Below are 24,319 nucleotides of genomic sequence, written 5' to 3' on the forward strand. Positions count from 1 at the left end.
TTCTATTACCTATTACCTATTAACTTTTTCCTCTAATTATATTATCAATCACAATAGCCGTTGATATTCCTACATTGAGGGATTCGGCACCACCAATTCTAGGAATAGTTATTTTTTGTCGAATCAAGTTTTCTGTTTCTTGTCTAATACCATTCGATTCATTTCCTAAAACAATTAACATGTCTTGGGGGAATTTAATCTGATATATTGATTCACCTTCTAAAAATGTTCCTAAAACTTGAATTTCTGGATTATTTTCAATGATAGTATGTAAAGCAGTACTGATTACATTAACTCTTGTAAAAGAGCCCATGGTAGAAATAATAGTTTTAGGATTATAAAAGTCTGTTGTATCTTCGGAAACATAAATTGTATTAATTCCGTACCAATCGCAAATTCTTACAATTGTACCCAAATTGCCAGGGTCGCGAATTCCATCTAAGTAAATGTTTATTCCCTTAAGATGTAAATTTGATTCTGGATTTTCATTTATATGTACAACTGCAAATCCAAAAGAATTAGATTGCAAGGCAGAATATTTTTTTATTTGGTCCTCAGAAAGAAAAAATACGTTAGATAGGTTTTCAAAGGAAGATCTTAAATTTTCATTTAAAACTAGGATTTCATAAGCCCAATTTGATTTTAATAATTCTTCTATACATTTTTCCCCTTCAACTAAAAATAGAAGATTCTCCTTTCTACCCTTCTTAGAGTGTAAAGAATTGATTAATTTTATTTGTCTATTGCTTAAGGACATTTGAAAAACGTATTAATTTATTTATTCTTTCTAGTTTTCATCACATCATGTGTTGGAGTGAAGGATTATGTTCCTTCTGAACCTAAAATTGATTATATTTCAATTAAAGGTACAAAGGTAATCCCTGAGACTGAAATTAGAACTAATGTTTATCAAGTAAAATATTCTTACAAACGTTTATTTTCATCTGCTTTATATTTATTTCTAGAAAATAAGCGTTTAAAAAATGACTCATTAGGTAGAAAAAATCCAGCCATCCACTTTTTTACCAATTATAATCCGAGATTTTCAAATGAGCTAATTTCCGATATTAAAAAAAATATATCTAATTATTATCAACAAAAAGGATTTTTAAAATCAGTTATTGAATTGAAAATCGATTCCTTAAAAAAGTCTAAAAACCTTTTTGGTATTCAAATAAATATTAAAGAAGGCCAAGCAAGCGTATTTTCCAAAAAAGATTCGGTTTTAGTTAATAATCCTGCATTACATAGTTTAGTAGATAAGTATTTAAAAACTGAAAGTTTAATATATGCGAATCGAAATTTAGACTTAAGTGTTTTGAGACAAGAGAAGGACGCTTTGGCCTTATATTACAAAAATCAGGGATATTACTATTTTTCTTCTAATGATATTGGTATTTATTTAAATGATATTAGTGATTCTTCTTTAAATCAGGTAGGTTTAGTTTATAAAATCCCAAATGCTAAAGGGATATTTATTAATAAATTATATGATCGAATTTTTAGATTTACGAGTCCCGAATTTTTGATAAAAAAAGCTGAAAATTCATATAATTTTGAACCAACTGATTTTTCTACGACTAATGCTTTAAATAAATTAATTAAATTAAAAGAAGGGGATTTATATTCTAACACAAAAATTAATCAGGGCCTTCAAAATATTTATTTAACTGATCAATTCAAATCAGTTTCTATTAGATTTGATACTACTAAAACAGTTTTAAGTCCTCATATTGAGTTAGTTGAAAGTGATAAGTTAAATTTTACTTCAGAATTTGGAGGTAGTGTTTTTAGAGGTATTCCAGGTCCATTTTTAACCAATTCTTTAAAAATTCGAAGAGTATTTTCACATTTGGATAATATAGATTTTTCTGCTCGAGTTGGTTATGAGGCTCAAGCTGGATTTATAAATACAAGTCAAACGCGAAACAATTTTGAAGTTAATTTAAGTACGAGTTATAATTACCCGAACCTATTTTTACCGCAAAAAAGTTTAAAATTTTTAGGTGATTTTTTTGCTCCTCAAACCCAATTTGGTCTTGGATATGATTATATAAATAGACCAGAATATTTGCGAACCAATTTTAAGTTATTTCAAAATTTGTATTGGCGGAAGTCAACAAATAAGTATTTCCAGCTTTCATTTATCAATTTAAATTTGATAAATACATCCTACCCTTCAACAACAATTGCTTCAGATTTTCAAAACTATTTAGTAGAATTAAAGGCAAATGGAAATAATTTATATAGAAGTTTTAATCCAAGTTTTGTTTCGTCTATCTATTTTAACTACAATTATCGAAATTTTAATACCACAAATTCATTGATAAGAGGATATACAATGAATTTGGGTTTGGAATCAGGTGGTACTACATTGAATTTTTTACCCAATAATAAAATTGAATTTATATCGAATTTATTCAAATACCAGCAGGATATTCAATTTTATCGTTTTCTTCGTTTAAGTTTCGACTATAGAAAATATATTTTATTAGGTTATCATGGTAATTCACAAATAGCCTTTAAGTTTTTATCTGGACTGGCTTATGCCTATGGTGGAGAAAATAATTACCAATTACCTTATGAAAAGAACTTTTTTATAGGTGGTCCAAGTAGTTTGCGAGCTTGGAAACCTCGTAGATTAGGTCCAGGATCAAATATTTCAAGTGGTTTAATGGAACAACCAGGAAGTATTTTATTGGAATCCTCTATTGAATATCGTTTTCCTTTAGTGAAATTTTTTGGAAATATAAATGGGGCATTATTTGTTGATGCTGGAAATGTTTGGAATTTTGCACAGTCATTTTATCCTTCAGAAAGTGTTTTCCAATTGAATAACTTTTATAATCAAATTGCTGTAGGTACGGGATTAGGCTTGCGATGGGATTTTACCTATTTTTTATTACGCTTAGATTTAGCTACGAAAGTAATAAATCCTGCTAATGCCCCTAATGAAAAATGGGTTCTCCCTAAAACCACATTTCGTGATGGGGAGAACCCAATTGAATTTAATATTGGAATTGGTTATCCATTCTAATTATTTTCTTGAAATTGCTTTTAATGCTTTTTCAACAATATTATTAGCATCTAAACCATATTTTGTCATCAATTCTGCTGGTTTTCCTGATTCACCAAAGGAGTCATTAACCCCCACAAATTCCATTGGATAAGCACTTGTTTGAATTAATAACTGCGCAATAGAATCGCCTAATCCGCCATTTATCTGATGCTCTTCTGCAGAAACTAAACATTTAGTTTTAGCTACTGATTTTAAAATTGCTTCAGAATCTAATGGTTTAATTGTATGGATATTAATAACTTCTGCCTTAATACCTTTCTCTAACAATATTTCTGCTGCTTGTATAGACTCCCAAACTAAATGGCCAGTTGCAAAAATACTAACGTCTGAACCTTCAATTAAATTAATTGCTTTACCAATTTCAAATTTTTGATCCTCTGGAGTAAATACAGGGACTACAGGACGACCAAATCGTAAATAAACGGGTCCTTCATGTTCTGCAATAGCAATGGTTGCAGCTTTTGTCTGATTATAATCACATGGATTAATGACAACCATTCCTGGTAACATTTTCATCAAACCAATATCTTCTAAGATTTGATGGGTAGCACCATCTTCTCCTAAAGTAAGACCAGCGTGAGAACAACAAATTTTAACGTTTGTGCCTGAATAGGCAACAGACTGTCTGATTTGGTCATAAACACGACCAGTACCGAAGTTTGCAAAAGTTGTGGCATAAGGTATTTTACCAGCAACAGCTAATCCCGCGGAAATTCCAATCATATTAGCCTCAGCAATACCTGTTTGAAAAAATCTTTCAGGAGAATTTTTAATAAATCCTTCTAATTTCAAGGATCCAATTAAATCTGCACAAAGAGCTACTACGTTTGGATTATGTTGACTTAAATATTCCATTCCGGCTCCAAAACCGGATCTTGTATCTTTTTTTGTTTCGTATGTGAAAAATGCCATTGTAATCCTATTTTAATAATCTCCTAATGTTTCATTTAATTGTGCCAATGCATCAGCAAGTTGTTGGTCATTTGGTGCAACACCATGCCATTTGTGAGATCCCATCATGAAATCTACACCTGCTCCCATTTCTGTTTGCATTAATATCATTATTGGAGTCCCTTTTCCAGCTAATGATTTGGCCTTATCCAAAGTAGATACAACTTCTGACATATTATTGCCATTCATTGATAGGATTTCCCATCCAAAAGCTTTGTATTTTGCTGCTAAGTCACGATTGCTCATAACTTTTTCTGTTGGACCGTCAATCTGCTGACCATTTACGTCGATAATTGCAATTAAATTATCTACTTTATGGTGCGGTGCATACATTGCAGCTTCCCATACTTGACCTTCATTTTGCTCACCATCTCCCATTAAACAATAAACTAAACTAGCATCCTTGTTTAATTTCTTTGCTTGAGCTGTTCCAATAGCAACACTTAATCCTTGTCCAAGACTACCAGAAGCAATACGAATTCCTTCTAAATGCTCATGTGGTGTTGGATGTCCTTGTAAACGCGTATTTAATTTACGGAACGTTCCTAATTCATTAATCGGAAAATAACCTCTTCTACTCAAAACTGAATATAATAATGGACTAATATGGCCATTTGAAAGATAAAAAACATCTTCTCCATTTCCTGTTTTGTCGAAAACTACTTTTCCATTTGCATCAGATTTTAAATTCATAGCTTTGAAAAATAATCCAACTAATAAATCTGTACAACCTAATGAACCACCTGGATGACCTGACTGGCAGGCATGTACCATTCGTAAAATATCTCTTCTTACTTGAGATGCTACTTGTTCTAATTCTTGTGTTTGCATAATAAATTTTAGTGGATTTGATTAGAATGATTTTTTGTATCCACTTTTTCAATAATATCTGTAATAATTCCTTCTTCGTTAATTAAGAAGGTTGTTCTGGCAGTACCCATGTAAGTTCTACCATACATAGATTTCTCTACCCACACACCATAAGCATTAACTAAATCTAAATTTGAATCCGATAAAAGAGAAAAATTTAAATTGTATTTCTTCTTAAACTTTGTGTGTTTCTCATTTGAATCAATACTTACTCCAATTACCTTGTAACCTTTATTTTGTAGTAATTCTAAATTATCATTTAAATTACAAGCCTGCGCGGTACATCCTGGAGTATCGTCTTTGGGGTAAAAATAAAGAACTATTTTAGATCCCAAAAGCTTTGTTGAATTGACTTCATTTCCATCTGAATCCAATTGATTTAATAAGGGGGCCTTATCTCCTATTTTAAGTTTCATTACAAGATGTTTAAATCAAATAATTTTTCTTCACCTAAATAACCTTCCAATTTATCATTTGCTTTAACAGCACTAACTCCAGCGGGAGTACCTGTAAAAATCAGATCACCTGTTTTTAATGTAAAGTATTTTGAAATTTCTTCAATTAAGGCGGGTAATTTCCAAATCATTAGACCTGAATGTCCATTTTGAACAGTTTCTCCATTTTTAATTAATGAAAAATGAATATCAGATGCCAAAAGATCTTCAGAAAATGCTTTTAAATCAGAAACTAGAGCAGAACCATCAAATGCTTTTGCTTTTTCCCAAGGTAAACCCTTCTCCTTTAATTTGGATTGTACATCACGTGCTGTAAAATCGATTCCAATACCATAAGAATCAATGTATTTATGAGCAAATTTGGCTTCAATATTTTTGCCAACTTTACCAATTCTAAATACTAATTCAATTTCATGATGTATATCGTTTGAAAATTTAGGTAGGTAGAAACTTTTTCCTTTTTCAAGGATGGCAGAGTCTGGTTTTAAAAATAAAACAGGTTCTGTTGGTTTTTCATTTGCTAATTCATGAATATGATCAACATAATTTCTACCTACACAAATAATTTTCATATAAAACTATTTTAATACCTCAGAAACTAATTTTGCTGCATCTTTTAACAATACTGCAGAGAATACTTTCAAACCAGAGTTATTAATGATTGCAGCACCTTCCTCGGCGTTTGTTCCTTGCAAACGAACAATGATTGGTACATTAATTTCACCGATATTTTTGTAAGCTTCTACTACTCCATTGGCAACACGGTCACAACGAACGATACCGCCAAAGATGTTAATTAAGATAGCCTTTACGTTTGGATCTTTTAAAATAATTCTGAAACCAGCTTCTACGGTTTTAGCATTTGCTCCACCCCCAACATCAAGGAAGTTAGCCGGATCTCCTCCAGACAATTTAATAATATCCATGGTAGCCATTGCTAAACCAGCGCCATTAACCATACAACCTACGTTACCATCAAGTTTAACATAGTTTAGGTCGTTAGCTGCAGCCTCAACTTCTAATGGATCCTCTTCTGTAATATCTCTTAACTCAGCTAAATCCTTGTGACGATACAAAGCGTTGTCATCTAAGTTTACTTTAGCATCAACTGCTAAGATTTTATTATCAGATGTTTTTAAAACTGGGTTGATTTCAAACATTGATGAATCTGTTTCAACATAAGCACGGTAAAGTGATTTGATGAAACTAACCATTTCTTTAAATGCTTGTCCAGATAAACCTAATAAAAATGCTACTTTACGTGCTTGAAAATCTTGCAATCCAACACGAGGATCAATCCATTCTTTGATGATTTTTTCTGGAGAATGTTCTGCAACCTCCTCAATATCCATACCACCTTCGGTAGATGCCATGATTACGTTACAAGCTTTACCTCTATCCAATAAAATGGATAAATAATATTCTTTAACTTCAGATTCACCTGGATAATAAACATCCTCAGAAATTAAAATTTTATTCACTTTTTTTCCTTCAGGACCAGTTTGGTGTGTGATCAATTGCATTCCCAAAATCTGACTAGCGCGTTCCTTAACTTCATCTAAATTCTTAGCAAGTTTAACTCCTCCTCCTTTTCCTCGTCCACCTGCGTGAATTTGAGCTTTAACTACGAACCAACCTGTTCCGGTTTGTTCTTTCAATTTTTCTGCTGCTGGAACTGCATCTCCCACTTGGTCGACAACGATACCTTCCTGAATTCTAACTCCGTAGCTTTTTAAAATCTCTTTTGCTTGGTATTCGTGAATATTCATTTTAAATTATTTTTTTTAATTCGTGAAATTACTACTTATTTGCCAAATAATTAAAAGTTTATCATAAGTTGTTGAAAATCTAAAAATTGTTCAAAAAAATGTTAGAATTAACTAATGTTTGTAAAAGCATACAAAATCAAAAAATATTAAAGGATATTAGTTTTAAAATGGAGCCCCAACAATTGGTTTCTATTTTGGGACCATCAGGGTCAGGAAAAAGTACGCTATTACATATTATTGGAACCCTTTTACCTTTCGATTCAGGTGATATTAAGTTTGAAAATATTGCATACGAACAAATGAGAGAAAAGGAAATGATTCATTTTAGGAATTCTCATTTGGGTTTTGTTTATCAATTTCATAATCTCCTGGGTGAATTTACCTGTCAAGAAAATATTTTAATGCCACTTTTTATTAGAGAAAAAAAGATTTCAGAAGAGCAATTGGATTATTTAAGTTTTATTACCCAAAAGCTTAAAATAGATACTCATTTGAGTAAATTTCCTTCTCAACTTTCTGGAGGTGAACAGCAACGGGTAGCAGTAGCTCGCGCTATAATTCATCAACCCAAATTATTATTAGCAGATGAGCCTACAGGTAATTTAGACAATGATAATGCGCATAAATTGTATGATTTGTTTCTAGATCTTAAAGAAAATATCAAACAATCTATTTTGATGGTTACCCACAATGAAAGTTTAACTTCTCAATCTGACCAGATTATTTATTTAAATTCAGGACAAATAGTCGAATAATTCTGTCAAAATGTCATACCTTTGTATTTTATTTTAGTGTAAAAATGCAAGATTTAAAAGTATTATCAAAGGAAGAAGTAGCTGGCTTAGATTCACCAAAGATTTCAGAAAATTTATTTTTCTCTGATCAACAAAAGAAAGTATATATCGAAAGTTACGGTTGTCAGATGAATTTTGCAGATTCTGAAATTGTTACCTCAATTTTATTAGAAAATGGATTTGGAACCACCTCTACATTAGAAGAGGCAGATGCTATTTTATTAAATACATGTGCAATTCGTGACAATGCTGAACAAAAAATTTGGAATCGTTTAAAGCGTTTTAAAAGTTTAAAAACCCAAAATCCAGATTTAACTGTTGGGGTTTTGGGATGTATGGCAGAACGCTTAAAGGTAAAGTTAATCGAAGAAGAAAAAATAGTTGATTTAGTAGCAGGACCTGACTCCTATCGCGATTTACCTCGATTAATGGGAGAAATTGAATCAGGTAATAAGGCTATAAATGTTTTTCTTTCAAAAGAGGAAACCTATGGAAATATTGAACCCGTTCGTTTACATTCAAATGGCGTAACTGCATTTGTTAGTATTATGCGAGGTTGTAACAATATGTGTTCATTCTGTGTTGTGCCTTTTACACGAGGAAGGGAACGTTCAAGAGATGTACATTCGATTATAGAGGAGTGCAAGACCTTATTAAAGCAAGGTTACAAAGAAGTTACCCTTTTGGGACAAAATGTAGATTCTTACCATTGGAAGAATCCCAATACTAACGAGGATGTGAATTTTGCAAAATTATTAGAATTGGTTGCAAAAATAGATTCGAATTTAAGAGTTCGTTTTTCAACATCTCATCCAAAAGATATTACAGACGAGGTATTACATACAATGGCAGCTTATGAGAATATTTGCAATAATATTCATTTACCTGCGCAAAGTGGTAATAATCGGATTTTGGAATTAATGAATCGTACGTACACGCGTGAATGGTATTTGGATAGAATAGCAGCAATTAAACGAATTATTGGGGAGGATTGTGGTATATCTCATGATTTAATAGCTGGATTTTGTACAGAAACAGAAGAAGAACATCAGGATACATTAAGTTTAATGGAAGCCGTTCAATATGATTTCGGATATATGTTTGCCTATTCAGAACGTCCAGGTACTCCTGCTGAAAAGAAATTAAGAGATGATATTCCAGAAGAGGTGAAGAAAAGAAGATTGGCAGAAATTATTGATTTGCAAAGAAAACATTCAGAAATTAGGAATAAAAGAATGTTGGGACAAGTGCAAAAGATTTTAGTTGAGGGGAATTCAAAACGTTCCCAATTGCAACATTTTGGGAAAAATGATTCTAATAAGACAGTTGTTTTCGATAAAAAGGGAGAGCAAGTTGGTGATTATGTTTGGGTGAAGATTACAGATTGTACAACTGGTACTTTAATTGGTGAAATTGTTCAAAATGATTAATAATAGTCAAATAGCGAGTATTAAAGCCAGATTTGGAATTATTGGTAATTCCCCTGCCCTTTTGCAAGCCATCTCAGTTGCAGAACAAGTTGCGGCCACAGATATGACTGTAATGATAACCGGAGAAAGTGGCTCGGGTAAAGAATCTTTTTCAAAAATTATTCATCAATTATCTAAAAGAAAACACGGACAATTTATTGCTGTTAACTGTGGTGCAATTCCGGAAGGTACAATTGATTCAGAGTTATTTGGACATGAAAAAGGTTCATTTACAGGTGCATTAGAAAGTAGAAAAGGTTATTTTGAAGTTACAGATGGTGGAACAATCTTTTTAGATGAAATTGGAGAAATGCCATTAGGGACTCAAGCACGTTTGCTTCGTGTTTTAGAAAACGGAGAGTTTTTACGTGTGGGTTCATCAAAAGTTCAAAAGACAAATGTTCGAGTTGTAGCTGCAACTAATGTGAATTTGTTGGATGCTATTGAAAAGGGTAAATTTCGAGAAGATTTATTTTATCGTTTAGCGTCAGTACCTATTTATGTTCCCCCTCTTCGTGAACGTGGTGATGATATTGAATTGTTATTTAGAAAGTTTACTACCGATTTTTCGGAGTCACATCATGTTAAACCTATTACATTAACGAATGAGGCAAAAGATTTATTAAAAAAGCAGCGATTCCCTGGTAACATAAGACAATTAAAAAATTTAGCAGAGCAAATATCTGTTTTAGAAATGGGTGATAGAATTGTTGATGATTCTACTTTAACTTATTATATAGAATTGAATGAGCCCAAATTGTCAACAAGAATTGTTAAATCTGACAATTATTCAAATGCCGAAAGTTTAAATGAAAGAGAAATTTTATATAAAATTCTTTTTGATTTAAAAAAAGATGTAACAGAATTGAAAAAGATTTTGTTGAAATTAATTGAGTCGGGAAATGACAAAGCCTATGACATTTTGAATGAAAATATGGCTATTTTTCAAGATATAGCTCCTTCTAATTTATCTGAAAATGCACATAAATCGAATTTAGCCCTGCCATCTTCCGAAAATATTATTTCTATTGATGATGCAGATGATGAAATAAATTCTGGTAGTTTTCCAATAATACTTCCCGAGGCCTTTGATGAAAATCAAACCAAGGCAGAAGATGTAACCTTGTCTTTGGAAAAACAAGAAAAAGAAATCATTATAAAAGCATTGCGAAAAAATAAAAATAAACGTAAATATGCAGCCCAAGATTTGGGTATTTCTGAAAGAACTCTGTACCGAAAAATAAAGCAATATGACTTGGAGGATATGTAAATTATTTATTTTCGGGATTTTCGTAATTTTTTCATTCGGATCTTGTTATAGTTTTAAAGGAGCAAGTTTAGCACCTGAATTAAAAACGATTCATATTTCCAATATTCGGATGGAGGCAGCTGGTGGACCTACCAATCTAAGTCTTGAGGCTAATGAAAAACTCAAAGAATATTTTCAACGAAATACTTCCTTGAAATTAAGTACTTTGAATCCCGATTTGACCTTAGAAGGAACCATTGTCGGTTATGATTTAAGTCCGCAAGCCCCTACCTCTGATGACAAGGCTGGTTTAAATCGATTAACACTTCGAATTCAATTTCGATTAAATAATAAGTTTGATGAAAGTAAAAATTTTGAGCAAGAGTTTTCTTTTTATCAAGATTTCCCGCAAAGTCAGACCTTGTCACAGGTTGAAAAGAATTTAATTCCTAAATTATTGGATCAAATTATATTAGATTTATTTAATAAAATGGCTGGAGATTGGTAATATGGAAAAGGCTAAACAATTATGGTTTTTATTAAATAAAATTGACCGAAATAAACCGGAGGTTTTTCAGGAATTTACGATTGATAAAGAAGAATATCCTTTTTTTTATTTATTGAATTGGAATGAACAGCCTACTGATGAAATAAAAAGAAAAGTCGCTTTACAATCTTTAAATAGATTTCAATTAAGAAAATCTTTACAAGATTCATATAAAATTGAATTTAGTAAAGAGGAAGCAAATGAAATAGCAATACCTAAGGTAAATCAAAGTGAATTAATTGATTTATTTTTAGAGAATTTACCCGTTATTTCTAAACTGAAAAAAAATGAAATAGTAATTGAAGAACCAGAGATAGATTTAGCAAAGCAAAACTTTGATTTTCCCGTTTCAGAAACTTTTGCAAAAATTTTACTCAAACAAGGTAAATTTGAATTGGCTTTAGAAGTTTTTAAACAACTAAGTTTGAAATTCCCTGAAAAAAAGGTTTACTTTGCAGACTTAATTGAACAAGTAGAACAAAAAATTAACAAATAACATTATGTTTACCCTTATTATTTCACTAATTATTCTTTTTTCCCTTTTACTAATTGTACTTATTTTGGTTCAAAATCCAAAAGGTGGTGGAATTAATGGTGAATTTTCCTCTGGAGGAGCAACCCAAATGTTTGGAGTTCAAAAAACAGGTGATTTAGTTGAGCAATTAACTTGGGGATTTTCTATTGCAATTTTGGTTTTAGTTTTGTTGAGTAACTTCACTATTGATAAAGTTTCTGGTACAAGCGCTGAATCAGTAAATGTTGAAAAAGCGGCAACAAAAACAGTACCGACTGCTCCTGCCCCAACAACTGCTCCAGTTCAAGCTCCACAACCCGCAAAATAAAATCTGTCAAAATTTCATTCTTTGAAAATTTGGCATACAGATTGTAATGTATTGAAACCGTGCTTTAGGGCACGGTTTATTTTTATTATTAAACTTATTAATTATTATAAAAATGTCAAAATTAAGTATTAAACCGTTGGCAGACCGTGTAGTGGTTGAACCTGCCGCAGCAGAAGAAAAAACAGCTTTTGGAATTATTATTCCAGATACTGCGAAAGAAAAACCGCAAAAAGGTATCATTGTAGCAGTTGGAAATGGTAAAAAAGATGAGCCTCTTACTGTTCAAGTTGGTGATACAGTTTTGTATGGCAAATATTCAGGAACAGAAATCGCAATTGAAGGAAAAGATTATTTAATCATGCGCGAATCTGACATTTTTGCAGTATTATAATTAGTAGAAGAACTTAAATCATAAGAAAATGGCAAAGGAATTATATTTTGATAGCGAAGCAAGAGAGAAAATGAAAAAGGGTGTTGATACCCTTGCAAATGCAGTTAAAGTAACTTTGGGTCCAAAAGGACGTAATGTAATTATTGATAAAAAATTTGGTTCACCTTCTATTACCAAAGACGGTGTATCTGTTGCAAAAGAAATTGAATTAGAAGATGCAGTTGAGAACATGGGTGCTCAATTAGTAAAAGAAGTAGCTTCAAAAACAGCTGATCAAGCAGGTGATGGTACAACTACAGCTACTGTTTTAGCACAAGCAATCTATGCAATTGGTTCTAAAAACGTTGCTGCTGGAGCTAATCCAATGGATTTGAAAAAAGGTATTGACAAGGCTGTTGATTCAATTGTAAATAATTTGAAGTCTCAGTCTCGTCCAGTTACTGCTTCTACTGAAATTGCGCAAGTGGCAACTATTTCAGCTAATAATGATGCGGAAATTGGTAACATGATTTCATCAGCAATGGATAAAGTTGGTCGCGAAGGTGTAATTACTGTTGAAGAAGCTCGTGGTACTGAAACTGAGGTTAAGACAGTGGAAGGTATGCAATTTGATAGAGGTTATTTATCAGCATATTTCGTAACTAATACAGATAAAATGGAGGTTGAGTTAGAAAGACCTTTCATTTTGATTTCTGAGAAGAAAGTTTCTTCTATGAAAGAATTATTACCAGTTTTAGAGGGTGTTGCTCAAACTGGTCGCCCTTTGTTAATTATTTCTGAAGATGTTGATGGAGATGCTCTTCCAACCTTAGTAGTTAACAAAATTAAAGGTGCCTTAAAAGTTGCTGCTGTTAAGGCTCCAGGATTTGGAGACAGAAGAAAGGCAATGTTAGAAGACATCGCCATCTTAACTGGTGGTACTGTAATTGCTGAAGAGCGTGGATTTAAATTGGAGAATGCGACAATTGACTATTTAGGTCAAGCTGAGAAGGTTATTATCGACAAAGACAATACAACAATCGTTAATGGAGTTGGTTCAAAGGATGATATTCAGAATCGTGTGAACCAAATCAAAGCACAGATTGAGAATACTACTTCCGATTACGATCGTGAGAAATTACAAGAGCGTTTAGCAAAATTATCTGGTGGTGTGGCAATTCTTTATATTGGTGCTGCAACTGAGGTTGAAATGAAGGAAAAGAAAGACCGTGTAGATGATGCTTTACATGCTACTCGTGCAGCTGTAGAAGAAGGAATCATTGCTGGTGGTGGTGTTGCTTTGATTCGTGCTGTAAATTCATTAGAAGGATTGAAAGGTGAAAATGATGACCAAACTACGGGTGTAAATATCATTCGTCAGGCAGTTGAAGCTCCTTTACGCACCATTGTTGCTAATGCAGGTGGAGAAGGATCAGTTGTTATCAATGCTGTGAAAGCTGGTAAAGATGACTTCGGTTACAATGCACGCGAAGACCGTTACGAAAACATGATTGCTGCCGGTATAATTGATCCAACTAAAGTTACTCGTTTAGCATTAGAAAATGCAGCTTCAATCGCAGGTTTATTATTAACAACGGAATGTGTTATTGCTGATAAACCAGCTGCAGAATTACCTCATTCACATGGCGGTGGTCCAGGTGGAATGGGTGGAATGATGTAATTAAAATTTAATTATTTGACAAAAACTCCCCATCTTTGGGGAGTTTTTTTTATGCCTTATGACAAGAATTGCAATTGATATGGACGATGTAATGGCTGATACAAGCCTTAAAATTGTTCAAGAATTAAATAAAAAATTAAATACCAATTATCAAATACCTGATTTACTGAATGATATAAAATTAAGAGAAGAATTTTATGCCAATTATTCACAAAATAATTCCTTTCTATGGGAGAAAGGTTTCTTTGAAGATATTGAAGTTAAACCCAATGCAGTTGAGGTAATCCGACAATTACAAAACCATTATGAAATTTTTATTGTTTCTGCGGCAACTGAATTTCCTGAATCAATGAAAGAAAAATTAAATTGGTTAGAAAAACATTTTCCTTTTATTGGTTGGACTCATACTGTTTTTTGTGGACACAAGTATTTAATTCAAGCTGATTTTTTAATTGATGATCATGAAAAGAATTTAAAAACTTTTTCTGGTACCCCTATCCTATTTTCAGCCCCGCATAATTTACATTTAACAGGTTATGAACGGGTAAATACTTGGGACGATGTAGCTGCTAAATTTTTATAAAATGGGGAAAAATCGTTTTTCAATTAGTTTACTCTTTTTTATTTGTGGGATTAATTTTGCCTCTTGGGCAACACGAATTCCTGATTTTAAGGCTGCACTTCAATTAAGTGATGCTGATTTAGGAAAAGTATTATTGGGATCTCCCATAGGTTCTTTAATTTCCTTGCCCCTAGCAGGTTGGTTATTAACAAAGTATAAATCGAAATATATTAGTTTATTTTCGGTTGGTTTATATGCGTTTGTTGTTCCTGCAATTGGATTGGCTAATAATCAATTGACTTTATTTTTAGCCCTATTTGGGTTTGGAATGGCTGGTGATATTTTAAATATTGCAATGAATACACAGGTCGTAGGGCTTGAAGCTAAATTGAATAAAGTAGCCATGTCAAGTTTCCATGCAGTTTTCTCCATTGGATTAATGACAGGTGCCTTTTTAGGCGGAATTATAAGTAAATATCAATTTACACCCTTACAGCATTTTGGAGGAATTGCACTCATAGATATTATCTGCATTCCATTTTTTTATCCTTTCTTATTGGAAGATGATCCTAAGGTTGAGCAAAAACAAGAAAAGAAGTCTATTCTTAGATTACCACCTTATTTAATAATCCTTTCAATTATTGCTCTATGTGGCATGTTATGTGAAGGTGCAATGGCCGATTGGATAACTTTATATTTTAAAGAAAATGTACAGGGAAACCCCTTTCCAAACACCATTGGATTCTCAGCATTTGCATTAGCAATGGTGATTGGGAGATTTATGGGTGATACACTTACGCTGAAATTTGGAACTAAAAATATGTTGGTTACCTCAGGAATTTTATTAGCTCTTGGAATGCTTATAACTTTAATTTTTGAGTATTATTATATCAAAATAGCAGGTTGTTTTATTACTGGGATCGGGATTTCAACTATTGTCCCACTTATTTATTCTGCTGCAGGTAATTCAAAAGAAATAGCTCCCTCTGTGGCAATTGCTGGAGTTTCAACTATAGCCTATGCCGGTTTTTTGGTTGGGCCTGTACTTATTGGTTATTTATCGGATTTTATAGGATTACCTCAAGCTTTAGTTTTATTAATTGTTTTAGGTCTTTTGGCTTCAATAATTAGTAAATTTTCCTTGAAAATTAATAGAAATTAAGTAATATTGATTGAATAGATATTTATCATGAATAAAAATGTAATTTTTTGGTCCATTACCGTTGGTTTAGGTGGACTTTTGTTTGGTTTAGATGTAGCTGTTATTTCTGGTGCAGAACAAGCTATCCAAAAATTATGGAATTTAGATAATTGGACACATGGTATAGCAGTTGCAATTGCCTTATATGGTACCGTGATTGGTGCTGCCTTGGGTGGAATCCCAGCTGATAAGTATGGTCGGAAAAATACATTATTGTGGATTGGAATTAGTTTTTTTATTTCTTCTTTAGGTGCAGCCATTGCTCAGGATGTAAATACATTTATGATATTTCGTTTTTTAGGAGGTTTGGGAATTGGGGCATCTTCTGTTGTAGCTCCAATATATATATCTGAAATTGCCCCAGCTAAACATCGTGGAAAATTGGTGATATCTTTTCAATTAAATGTGGTATTTGGTATTCTTTTGGCTTATATATCCAATTATTTTTTACAAGGAGGAGCTGATGATTGGCGTTGGATGTTGGGTGTTGTTGCCTTTCCAAGTTTGTTATTTTCTTTTTTAATATTATTTACCCCCGAAACCCCGCAATTTTTGTTTTTAAAACGCAATAATGAACCAGAAGCCTTGCGTGTATTACAATTGGCAGATGCAGATTCTGCTTTTGAAACAATGAAGCGTATCAAAGAAAATGCATTTAGCAATGTAAATTTAAATGAGTCACTTTTTCAAAAGAAATTTAGATGGCCTTTAATTCTTGCCTTTTTATTTGCCTTTTTTAATCAAGCATCCGGTATTAATGCTGTTATTTATTACGCACCTCGAATTTTTGAATTAACTGGTTTAGGCAAAGAAAGCGCTTTACTTTCAACTTCAGGAATTGGAGTAATTAATTTTATTTCCACATTAACTGGATGGTATCTAATTGATAGACTTGGTAGAAGAGTTTTGATGTACATTGGTTCTTTGGGTTATATCATATCCTTAGGATTAATTGCTTTTTCATTCTATTCTGAATCCTATGCAAATGTACCCTATTATATATTTGCCTTTATTGCAGCCCATGCTATAGGTCAAGGGTCTGTAATTTGGGTGTTTATTTCTGAAATATTTCCAAATTCTGTTAGAGCCAAAGGAATGGCTTGGGGTAGTTTAACCCATTGGGTTTTTGCTGCATTAGTTGCGAACTTCTTCCCTATTATTACGGATAATTTTGGACCAACTTTGATATTTTCTAGTTTCTTAGTTTTAATGGTTGGACAATTACTCTATGTTCATTTTTGGATGCCAGAAACAAAAGGAGCAAATTTAGAGGATATTGAAAAACAGGTAATCTTGCATTAATATATGATCAAATTTGACCCCAACAGCAGCAAACCCAAGTATGTTCAATTAATTGATGGGATTGTTGATGCAATTGATTCAGGTGACTATGCACGTGGACAACAATTGCCTTCTATAAATGTCGTTGCCAATGAATTTGGAATGGCCAGAATGACTGTGACAAAGGCTTATGATGAATTAAAAGAAAGGGGTTTAATTTCATCCCACCATGGAAAAGGATTTTATGTAACAAGTACTGATACCCGCAGTAATTTGCATTTATTTATTTTAATGGATGCATTAACACCTTATAAGGAAATTTTACTAGAAAATATTTTAGAAGGTTTTAATGGAAATGTTTCCTACAATTTATTTTTCCATTACCATGATATAAAATTATTTGAAACATTAATTTCAGATAATATTGGAAAGTATAATCATTACATTATTCTACCCCATTTCAATATCAGTGTGTCAAAAATTTTAAGTAAAATTCCTAAAGATAAATTATTGATTTTAGATATTGATGTAAAGGAATTCGGTGATGAATACGCAATTCTTTATCAAAATTTTGAAACCAATATTTATGAGGGTTTGGAAGCTTGTTTAGAAAAAATCAAAAAGTATAATACAATTAATTTGGTGTTGAGTCAAAAGTCGTTTCAATACACTCCACAAGGTATTATTCAGGGTTTTACTAAATTTTGCCAGGATTATTCAATTAATCACGACATCATTCCTGACCTGGAAGAGGAATACGATATACAACAAGGTCAGGCTTATATTGTTTTTAGGGAATTTGATTTAATCAAAATGATCAATTGGTGCAAAAAGAAATCGTGGGATTTTGGAAGAGATATTGGGGTTATATCTTATGATGATACACCTTTAAAGGAAATTATTTCAGAAGGAATTTCAGTTATTTCTAATGATTTTTCTTTAATGGGAAAAAGAGCTGCAGAAATAATTATCAATAAGGAAAAAGGCAGAATTGCGAATGCCTTTTATTTTCACGATAGAAACTCTTTATAGGTTTAAATGAACATTTAGCCAACCGCCATCAATTTTAGCATTGTATTTTTTGTAAAAGTTAATGGCGTTTTCATTCCAATCTAAAACTTGCCACATCATACCTGTACATTGGGTTCTTTTTGCTTCTTCAATAGCTTCTTCTAGGAGTATTTTTCCTATTCCCATTCCGCGAAATTCTTCTTCAATATAAAGGTCTTCCACATAGAGTCTTTTTCCCTTCCAGGTTGAAAAACGAAAATACCAAAGGCAAAATCCAGCAAGCTTACCTTCTACATAGGCCAAATTACATTCGAATAATGGATTTTCTGAAAAACCATTGGTTGAATAATCCTTTTCAGTAACAGTTACTTCCTCTGGCGCCAATTCAAAATCGGCTAATTTTTTTACTAAATATAAAATTTTGGGTATATCAGTTGCCTGGGCTTTAACGATAGTTATTTTAGAATTCATTGCTTAATAGATCTTAACTTGTTTAATAATTCCTGCATATCAATAGGAAAATCTTTTTCAAAATATAGCCTTTTATGGGTTTTGGGGTGTTCAATTTCCAAGGAAAAAGCATGTAAAGCTTGTCGATTACAGGTTTTGAAAAGGTTTTCTACAAAAGTTTTAAACGAAGGAATTGCATTACTAACATTTCTTATTTTATCTCCACCATATGCAGAATCAGCAAATAATGGGTGGTTAATCGATTGCGCATGTGCTCTAATTTGATGAGTTCTACCAGTTTCTAAGTTAAATTTTACTAAACTACAAAAACCAAAATTTTCAATTACCTCATAATGTGTGATAGCTATTTTACCCTCTTCATATGATTCTGGGTACATCATCATGACTTTTCTATCTTTTGGACTTCGGCCAATTTTCCCAATTAATGTCCCTTTGTTTTCCTTCGGTACACCCCAACAAACAGCATAGTAGGTTCTTTTAATGGAATGTTCATAAAATTGTTTTGCTAAATGTGTCATCGAATAATCCGATTTTGCAATAATTAGTATGCCTGATGTGTCTTTGTCTATTCGATGAACTAAGCCAGGACGAATGCCTTCACCTCCGGGTAATTGATTGCAATGGTACAATAGCGCATTTACCAAAGTACCATCCCAATTACCATGGGCAGGGTGAACCACCATTCCGGCAGGTTTATTGACAATTATTAATTCATTGTCCTCAAATAATATGTCTAATGGAATGTTTTCAGGATGAATTTCCTTATCACGCGGTGGATGTGCAAATGAAACAGAAATTTCATCAAAAGGCTTGACCTTGTAATTTGATTTAATGATTTTATCATTAACCTTTACAGATCCTGCATCGATACCCGTTTGAATTCTGGATCTACTTTGATTTGCAATTTTTAGTTGTAAATATTTGTCAATTCTTAACAATTGCTGACCTTTGTCAACAGTAAAGTTAAAATGCTCAAATAAATCATCTTCGGATTCTAAAGGGTCCAATTCTGCCTCTATGGATGTCATTTCTTTTGAAAAAGAATTTATTAATTTGCCTAGTCCTGTTCAGTCGCTTGAACATCCCCTATTTGAAAAATATGGCGTTGAAGTACTGATTAAACGAGATGATTTACTGCATCCTATTGTTTCAGGAAATAAATGGCGCAAGTTAAAAGAATATCTCCTAATTGCCCAAAAACAAGGCAATAAAGGTATTATTAGTTTTGGTGGTGCCTATTCGAATCATTTATATGCTCTTTCATACGTTTGTAATTCTTTAAACCTTTCATTTGACGCAATTATTAGAGGAAATGAATTAAATTCTACATCTAATGTATATTTAGAGCAAATGAATTCTTGGGGGACAAATTTACACTTTGTAAACCGAGAGGATTATAGAGAAAAAATAGCTCCAATAGGTGTAATTACAACTAATAAACTCATAATTCCAGAAGGTGGTTTTTCTGAAATTGGCGTTGATTCAATGATAGGATTGGCAAATGAATTGGAAAACATAACATTTAATCATTTATTCACAGCAGTTGGAACGGGAACTACTATAATAGGATTGGGAAGGTTTTTAAACCAAAAAACAATTCATGGTATTTTAAGTCTTAAAAATAAAAGTGAAATTCAAGATCATTTAAACCAAACATTACGAAATTCTTCTAATGTTATTATTTGGGATCAGTTTATTCAAAAAAAATATGGCAAAAAAAATACAGAATTAGAACAATTCTGTATTGATTTTAAAAGTCATTTTGGTTTTGAAATTGAACCTATTTATACTGGATTAATGATTCAATCTGTATTTCAATTGATTGAGGATAAATATTTTGAAACAGGTACAAAAATATTGCTTTTGCATTCTGGCGGAATCAAATAATTTATCCTACAGAACCTTCTAATGAAATAGCTAATAATTTTTGCGCTTCAACTGCAAATTCCATTGGCAATTGATTTAAAACCTCTTTTGCATATCCATTTACTATTAAAGCAATTGCTGCTTCAGTAGAGATTCCACGTTGATTACAATAAAAAATTTGATCTTCACCAATTTTTGATGTTGTTGCCTCGTGTTCAACAGATGCTGTATTATTTTTTACTTCTAAATATGGGAATGTATGTGCTCCACATTTATCTCCTAATAATAAACTATCGCATTGCGAGAAATTTTTAGAAGAATCTGCTTTTCTAGCTACTTGTACTAAGCCTCTGTACGAATTTTGAGAAAATCCAGCAGAAATACCCTTAGAAACGATTCGAGATTTAGTATGTTTTCCTAAATGAATCATTTTGGTACCAGTATCTGCCTGTTGGTAATTATTTGTTACTGCTACTGAATAAAATTCTCCAATAGAGTAATCTCCCTTTAAAATAACTGAAGGGTATTTCCAGGTTACAGCAGAACCGGTTTCAACCTGTGTCCAAGAAAGTTTTGAGTGAGCTCCATCACATATTCCTCTTTTTGTTACAAAATTGTATATACCACCTTTCCCTTCTTTATCTCCAGGATACCAGTTTTGAACCGTTGAGTACTTTACATCAGCTCCTTTGTGAACAAATATTTCTACAACGGCAGCATGCAATTGATTTTCATCTCTTTGGGGAGCGGTACAACCTTCTAAATAACTTACATAAGAGTCTTCGTCGGCTACTATTAACGTTCTCTCAAATTGTCCAGTACCGGCTGCATTAATTCTAAAATAGGTTGAAAGTTCCATTGGACATCTAACACCTTTTGGAATATAACAAAAAGAACCATCTGAAAATACAGCAGAGTTTAGGGCAGCAAAAAAATTATCTTTAACTGGAACAACGGAACCTAAATATTTTTTAACTAATTCAGGATGTTCTTTAACTGCTTCTGAAATAGAACAAAATATAATTCCTTTTTCAGCTAATGTATCCTTAAAAGTAGTTGCCACTGAAACGGAATCGATTACAGCATCTACAGCTACACCTGAAAGTCGTTTTTGTTCATCTAATGAAATACCTAAACGTTCAAACGTTCTTCTTAATTCTGGATCTAATTCATCCAAAGAGTTTAATTGTTTTTTAGGTTTAGGAGCCGAATAATATTTTAAAGCTTGATAATCAGCTGGTGTATATGTAAGATTGGACCATTTAGGTTCCGACATTTGTAACCATTGACGGAAAGCAGCCAATCTCCATTCTAATAACCATTCCGGTTCTTGTTTTTTTGCAGAAATAAAACGAATTATTGATTCGTCCAATCCAATAGGAGCTTCTTCTACCTCAAAATCGGATGTAAATCCGTATTTATATTCAGAGGTGGTTACTTCTTGTAAAATATCATCTACCTTTTCAGCCATAATGCAAAATTTTCACAAATTTACTAGAAAATTTTTACTAAAAAGGCTTTTGTTTAGAATCTATCTAAATAGTTTAAAATAATGGTGTATTTCTGATCAAACTTTCATCTAAAGAAATAAACGTTTCAGTACGTTGAATACCTATAACCTTTTGAATTTTATCATGTAACACTTCGCGAAGATGTTGCGTATCTCTACAAATAATTTTAGCAAAAATGCTATAAATTCCTGTGGTATAATGAATATTAACGACTTCAGGAATAGCTTCTAATTGTTTGGCAACATCATTATAAAGAGAACTCTTATCCAAATAAATACCTAAAAAAGCAGTAATATCCCATCCAATTTTAGAATAATCAATTAAAAGTTGAGCACCTTTTACAATTCCCAAACTTTCCATTTTTTTCATTCGAACATGAACAGTTCCACCTGAAACGTCTAAACGTTGTCCGACTTCAGTATAAGGCAAATTCGAATCCTTTACCAATATTTCTAGAATTTTGTAATCTAAAGGATCTAAATCAGTACGCTTTTCCATTATGTTTTTTGTAAATTATTTAGCAATATTTTAAAATTTTATCAATTAATTGATATTTTTTTTAAAATATTTTGAAAAATAAAAGATTTATTTCTAATTTTGTATTGTCTTTACAATGGTAAAGAAATTATATATACTGTAGGGTGATGAAATTGGCAGACGTGCCCTCCTGTCTCGGGGGTAGTGATAAGGGATAAACACGGCATAATGGGTTGACCACTAAAGTTAGTTCTGTGTCGCGGCTAACCGCACTTTGGAGGTTCGAATCCTTCTCCTACAGCTTTTTGATTAATTGATTTTTAGTTTGTTGATGAAGTGTAATGTTAAAAGCAGCTTAATTTTTAGGCTGCTTTTTTTTGTTTATTTGTATTTATCAATAATACTCTATAATTTTAGTAGAATTTAAATTTTAAACCATATACATCATGTCATTACGTTTAGGAGATATTGCCCCGAATTTTACAGCTGATACAACACAAGGACCTATCGATTTCCATCAGTGGATCGGTGATTCTTGGGCCTTGTTATTTAGTCACCCTGCTGATTTTACCCCTGTTTGCACTACAGAATTGGGTAAAACTGCCTTATTAAACGGAGAATTTGCTAAAAGAAATGTAAAGCCTATTGCAGTTTCTGTAGATGACTTAGCATCTCACAATAAGTGGATACCGGATATTGAAGAGGTTAATAACGTAAAAATGAATTTTCCGATAATTGCAGATGAAGAAAAAAAAGTTGCTACATTATACGATATGATTCATCCAAATGCTTCTGAAAAAGCTACGGTTCGTTCTGTATTTATTATTGGACCAGATAAAAAAATAAAGTTAACGCTTACCTACCCTGCTTCTACTGGTAGAAATTTTACTGAGATTTTACGTGTGATTGACTCTTTGCAATTAACAGCAAATTATCAGGTAGCTACACCAGCAGATTGGAAACATGGAGAGGATGTTATCATTGTTCCTGCTGTAAGTACTGAAGATGCCAAAACTAAGTTCCCCAAAGGTTTTGAAATAATTAAGCCTTATTTGAGAAAAACTCCACAGCCGAATTTATAATTTTTGTAATTTTGTTAGATGAATTTTAAATCTAACCCAATTTTTAAGGCCAATAAATTAGTTTTATTACTTTTATTGGCCTTATTTAATTTTTCTTGCCGAAATAAAAAGTCAAATAATCAATTTGCTTATTCAGAATCGGCAAAAATAGATTTACCGCAAAATCACCAAATTCATGGTATTGATTTATCACATTTTAATGGAAAGATAAATTTTGATAAAATCAAGGATATAGATTTATTTGATACGACATCTATCAAATTTATTTATATCAAAGCCACTGAAGGAAAAACTTTAAAAGACAAATACTTTGAAGGCAATTGGAAGGAAGCACATGAAAAAGGTTTTAAATGTGGGGCATATCACTTTTTTATTCCTAATAGAGACCCTGAAGAACAAGCCGAGTTGTTTTGTAATATTGTAAAATTATCTTCAGGAGACTTACCTCCTGTTTGCGATTTTGAATCGCCTATTTCAATTTCTAAAGAAAAATTAAAAGCAAAAATTCAAATCTTTTTGGATAAATTGCAAGATAATTATGGTGTTAAGCCAATCATTTACACAAATAAAAAATTATATCATAAGATATTCAAAGAAGAATTCAGCGATTATAATTTTTGGATTGCTCACTATGATACTGAAGATGTTGATCAAACAATTGAAAATTTAGTTTTTTGGCAACATAATAAAGATGGAAAACTTCCTGGACATGCAGGGAAATTTGATTACAATGTTTTCTTAGGAGATGAAGAAGATTTTAATTCGTTATTAATTAAATAAG

General features: G+C 32.1%; 26 protein-coding genes. 16 read left to right on the plus strand and 10 right to left on the minus strand.

All coding sequences use genetic code 11. From position 1 onward, the window contains the following. Positions 1 to 19: 19 nt before the first annotated feature. On the minus strand, positions 20 to 757 hold the full coding sequence (locus tag EOJ36_RS01625) for a TrmH family RNA methyltransferase (RefSeq protein ID WP_127802272.1): 738 nt from the start codon (positions 755 to 757) through the stop codon (positions 20 to 22). On the opposite strand from EOJ36_RS01625, the gene EOJ36_RS01630 reads away from it, so the two are divergent. Beyond that, positions 758 to 3,037, plus strand: a complete 2,280-nt coding sequence (locus tag EOJ36_RS01630; protein WP_127802273.1) for a BamA/TamA family outer membrane protein — start codon at positions 758 to 760, stop codon at positions 3,035 to 3,037. It begins immediately after the preceding gene. Here the strand turns inward: EOJ36_RS01630 and EOJ36_RS01635 are convergent, their stop codons facing one another. From EOJ36_RS01635 to sucC, 5 genes are read right to left on the minus strand one after another with little or no spacing between them, the layout of a single operon-like run. Continuing rightward, on the minus strand, positions 3,038 to 3,991 hold the full coding sequence (locus EOJ36_RS01635) for a transketolase family protein (protein WP_127802274.1): 954 nt from the start codon (positions 3,989 to 3,991) through the stop codon (positions 3,038 to 3,040). It lies immediately after the preceding gene. Between the two features lie 12 nt (positions 3,992 to 4,003). Further along, entirely contained in the window at positions 4,004 to 4,861 is an 858-nt protein-coding gene (locus EOJ36_RS01640; protein ID WP_127802275.1) for a transketolase, read from the minus strand. Positions 4,862 to 4,869: 8 nt separating this feature from the next. Continuing rightward, on the minus strand, positions 4,870 to 5,316 hold the full coding sequence (gene bcp, locus EOJ36_RS01645; RefSeq protein WP_127802276.1) for a thioredoxin-dependent thiol peroxidase: 447 nt from the start codon (positions 5,314 to 5,316) through the stop codon (positions 4,870 to 4,872). Further along, complete coding sequence (locus EOJ36_RS01650) at positions 5,316 to 5,927, minus strand: fumarylacetoacetate hydrolase family protein (protein ID WP_127802277.1); 612 nt, start codon at positions 5,925 to 5,927, stop codon at positions 5,316 to 5,318. The genes bcp and EOJ36_RS01650 overlap by 1 nt, the downstream gene beginning before the upstream one ends. A gap of 6 nt (positions 5,928 to 5,933) precedes the next feature. After that, complete coding sequence (gene sucC / locus EOJ36_RS01655; RefSeq protein ID WP_127802278.1) at positions 5,934 to 7,124, minus strand: ADP-forming succinate--CoA ligase subunit beta; 1,191 nt, start codon at positions 7,122 to 7,124, stop codon at positions 5,934 to 5,936. 98 nt (positions 7,125 to 7,222) lie between these two features. On the opposite strand from sucC, the gene EOJ36_RS01660 reads away from it, so the two are divergent. From EOJ36_RS01660 to EOJ36_RS01715, 12 genes are all read left to right on the plus strand, one after another. Then, positions 7,223 to 7,879, plus strand: a complete 657-nt coding sequence (locus EOJ36_RS01660; protein ID WP_127802279.1) for an ABC transporter ATP-binding protein — start codon at positions 7,223 to 7,225, stop codon at positions 7,877 to 7,879. A gap of 44 nt (positions 7,880 to 7,923) precedes the next feature. Next, entirely contained in the window at positions 7,924 to 9,348 is a 1,425-nt protein-coding gene (gene miaB, locus EOJ36_RS01665) for a tRNA (N6-isopentenyl adenosine(37)-C2)-methylthiotransferase MiaB (RefSeq protein ID WP_127802280.1), read from the plus strand. Next, positions 9,341 to 10,657, plus strand: a complete 1,317-nt coding sequence (locus tag EOJ36_RS01670; RefSeq protein ID WP_127802281.1) for a sigma-54 interaction domain-containing protein — start codon at positions 9,341 to 9,343, stop codon at positions 10,655 to 10,657. Before miaB ends, EOJ36_RS01670 begins: the two co-directional genes overlap by 8 nt. After that, complete coding sequence (locus EOJ36_RS01675) at positions 10,638 to 11,144, plus strand: LptE family protein (RefSeq protein ID WP_127802282.1); 507 nt, start codon at positions 10,638 to 10,640, stop codon at positions 11,142 to 11,144. Before EOJ36_RS01670 ends, EOJ36_RS01675 begins: the two co-directional genes overlap by 20 nt. A 1-nt stretch (position 11,145) precedes the next feature. Next, positions 11,146 to 11,679, plus strand: a complete 534-nt coding sequence (locus EOJ36_RS01680; protein WP_127802283.1) for a hypothetical protein — start codon at positions 11,146 to 11,148, stop codon at positions 11,677 to 11,679. A gap of 4 nt (positions 11,680 to 11,683) precedes the next feature. Beyond that, positions 11,684 to 12,025, plus strand: coding sequence for a preprotein translocase subunit SecG (gene secG / locus EOJ36_RS01685; RefSeq protein WP_127802284.1), 342 nt, complete (start codon positions 11,684 to 11,686; stop codon positions 12,023 to 12,025). 112 nt (positions 12,026 to 12,137) lie between these two features. Next, entirely contained in the window at positions 12,138 to 12,416 is a 279-nt protein-coding gene (locus EOJ36_RS01690) for a co-chaperone GroES (protein WP_127802285.1), read from the plus strand. Positions 12,417 to 12,444: 28 nt separating this feature from the next. Beyond that, a complete protein-coding gene (gene groL / locus EOJ36_RS01695) occupies positions 12,445 to 14,076 on the plus strand; it encodes a chaperonin GroEL (protein ID WP_127802286.1) in 1,632 nt (543 codons plus the stop codon). 58 nt (positions 14,077 to 14,134) lie between these two features. Beyond that, positions 14,135 to 14,659: a 5' nucleotidase, NT5C type gene (locus tag EOJ36_RS01700; RefSeq protein ID WP_127802287.1), complete on the plus strand. Its 525-nt coding sequence runs from the start codon at positions 14,135 to 14,137 to the stop codon at positions 14,657 to 14,659. 1 nt (position 14,660) lies between these two features. After that, positions 14,661 to 15,800 (plus strand): MFS transporter, encoded by a 1,140-nt coding sequence (locus EOJ36_RS01705; RefSeq protein WP_127802288.1) that lies wholly within the window; start codon positions 14,661 to 14,663, stop codon positions 15,798 to 15,800. 27 nt (positions 15,801 to 15,827) lie between these two features. Continuing rightward, positions 15,828 to 17,141 carry a sugar porter family MFS transporter gene (locus tag EOJ36_RS01710; RefSeq protein WP_317125890.1) on the plus strand — a complete coding sequence of 438 codons (1,314 nt, stop codon included), beginning with the start codon at positions 15,828 to 15,830 and terminating at the stop codon, positions 17,139 to 17,141. A gap of 3 nt (positions 17,142 to 17,144) precedes the next feature. Continuing rightward, positions 17,145 to 18,152: a GntR family transcriptional regulator gene (locus tag EOJ36_RS01715; RefSeq protein WP_127802290.1), complete on the plus strand. Its 1,008-nt coding sequence runs from the start codon at positions 17,145 to 17,147 to the stop codon at positions 18,150 to 18,152. Here EOJ36_RS01715 and EOJ36_RS01720 read toward each other — a convergent pair. Further along, positions 18,147 to 18,602 carry a GNAT family N-acetyltransferase gene (locus tag EOJ36_RS01720; RefSeq protein WP_127802291.1) on the minus strand — a complete coding sequence of 152 codons (456 nt, stop codon included), beginning with the start codon at positions 18,600 to 18,602 and terminating at the stop codon, positions 18,147 to 18,149. The genes EOJ36_RS01715 and EOJ36_RS01720 overlap by 6 nt on opposite strands. Then, complete coding sequence (locus tag EOJ36_RS01725; protein WP_127802292.1) at positions 18,599 to 19,630, minus strand: RluA family pseudouridine synthase; 1,032 nt, start codon at positions 19,628 to 19,630, stop codon at positions 18,599 to 18,601. The genes EOJ36_RS01720 and EOJ36_RS01725 overlap by 4 nt, the downstream gene beginning before the upstream one ends. Here EOJ36_RS01725 and EOJ36_RS01730 point away from each other — a divergent pair. Next, positions 19,620 to 20,489: a 1-aminocyclopropane-1-carboxylate deaminase/D-cysteine desulfhydrase gene (locus EOJ36_RS01730; RefSeq protein ID WP_127802293.1), complete on the plus strand. Its 870-nt coding sequence runs from the start codon at positions 19,620 to 19,622 to the stop codon at positions 20,487 to 20,489. The two genes, EOJ36_RS01725 and EOJ36_RS01730, sit on opposite strands and share 11 nt — an antisense overlap. A 1-nt stretch (position 20,490) precedes the next feature. Here EOJ36_RS01730 and sufB read toward each other — a convergent pair whose 3' ends face one another. Both sufB and EOJ36_RS01740 read right to left on the minus strand, forming a co-directional pair. Next, positions 20,491 to 21,939, minus strand: a complete 1,449-nt coding sequence (gene sufB / locus EOJ36_RS01735) for a Fe-S cluster assembly protein SufB (RefSeq protein ID WP_127802294.1) — start codon at positions 21,937 to 21,939, stop codon at positions 20,491 to 20,493. A 73-nt stretch (positions 21,940 to 22,012) separates the two neighbouring features. Further along, positions 22,013 to 22,477 (minus strand): Lrp/AsnC ligand binding domain-containing protein, encoded by a 465-nt coding sequence (locus EOJ36_RS01740; RefSeq protein ID WP_127802295.1) that lies wholly within the window; start codon positions 22,475 to 22,477, stop codon positions 22,013 to 22,015. Between the two features lie 425 nt (positions 22,478 to 22,902). On the opposite strand from EOJ36_RS01740, the gene EOJ36_RS01745 reads away from it, so the two are divergent. Continuing rightward, a complete protein-coding gene (locus tag EOJ36_RS01745; RefSeq protein WP_127802296.1) occupies positions 22,903 to 23,538 on the plus strand; it encodes a peroxiredoxin in 636 nt (211 codons plus the stop codon). 75 nt (positions 23,539 to 23,613) lie between these two features. Beyond that, the gene (locus EOJ36_RS01750) at positions 23,614 to 24,318 is read left to right on the plus strand and encodes a glycoside hydrolase family 25 protein (protein WP_164847806.1); all 705 of its coding nucleotides are present in this window, start codon (positions 23,614 to 23,616) and stop codon (positions 24,316 to 24,318) included. Position 24,319: the final 1 nt, after the last annotated feature.

The sequence above is a fragment of the Sandaracinomonas limnophila genome, from assembly GCF_004005965.1.
Taxonomy (GTDB): Bacteria; Bacteroidota; Bacteroidia; order Cytophagales; family Spirosomataceae; genus Sandaracinomonas; species Sandaracinomonas limnophila.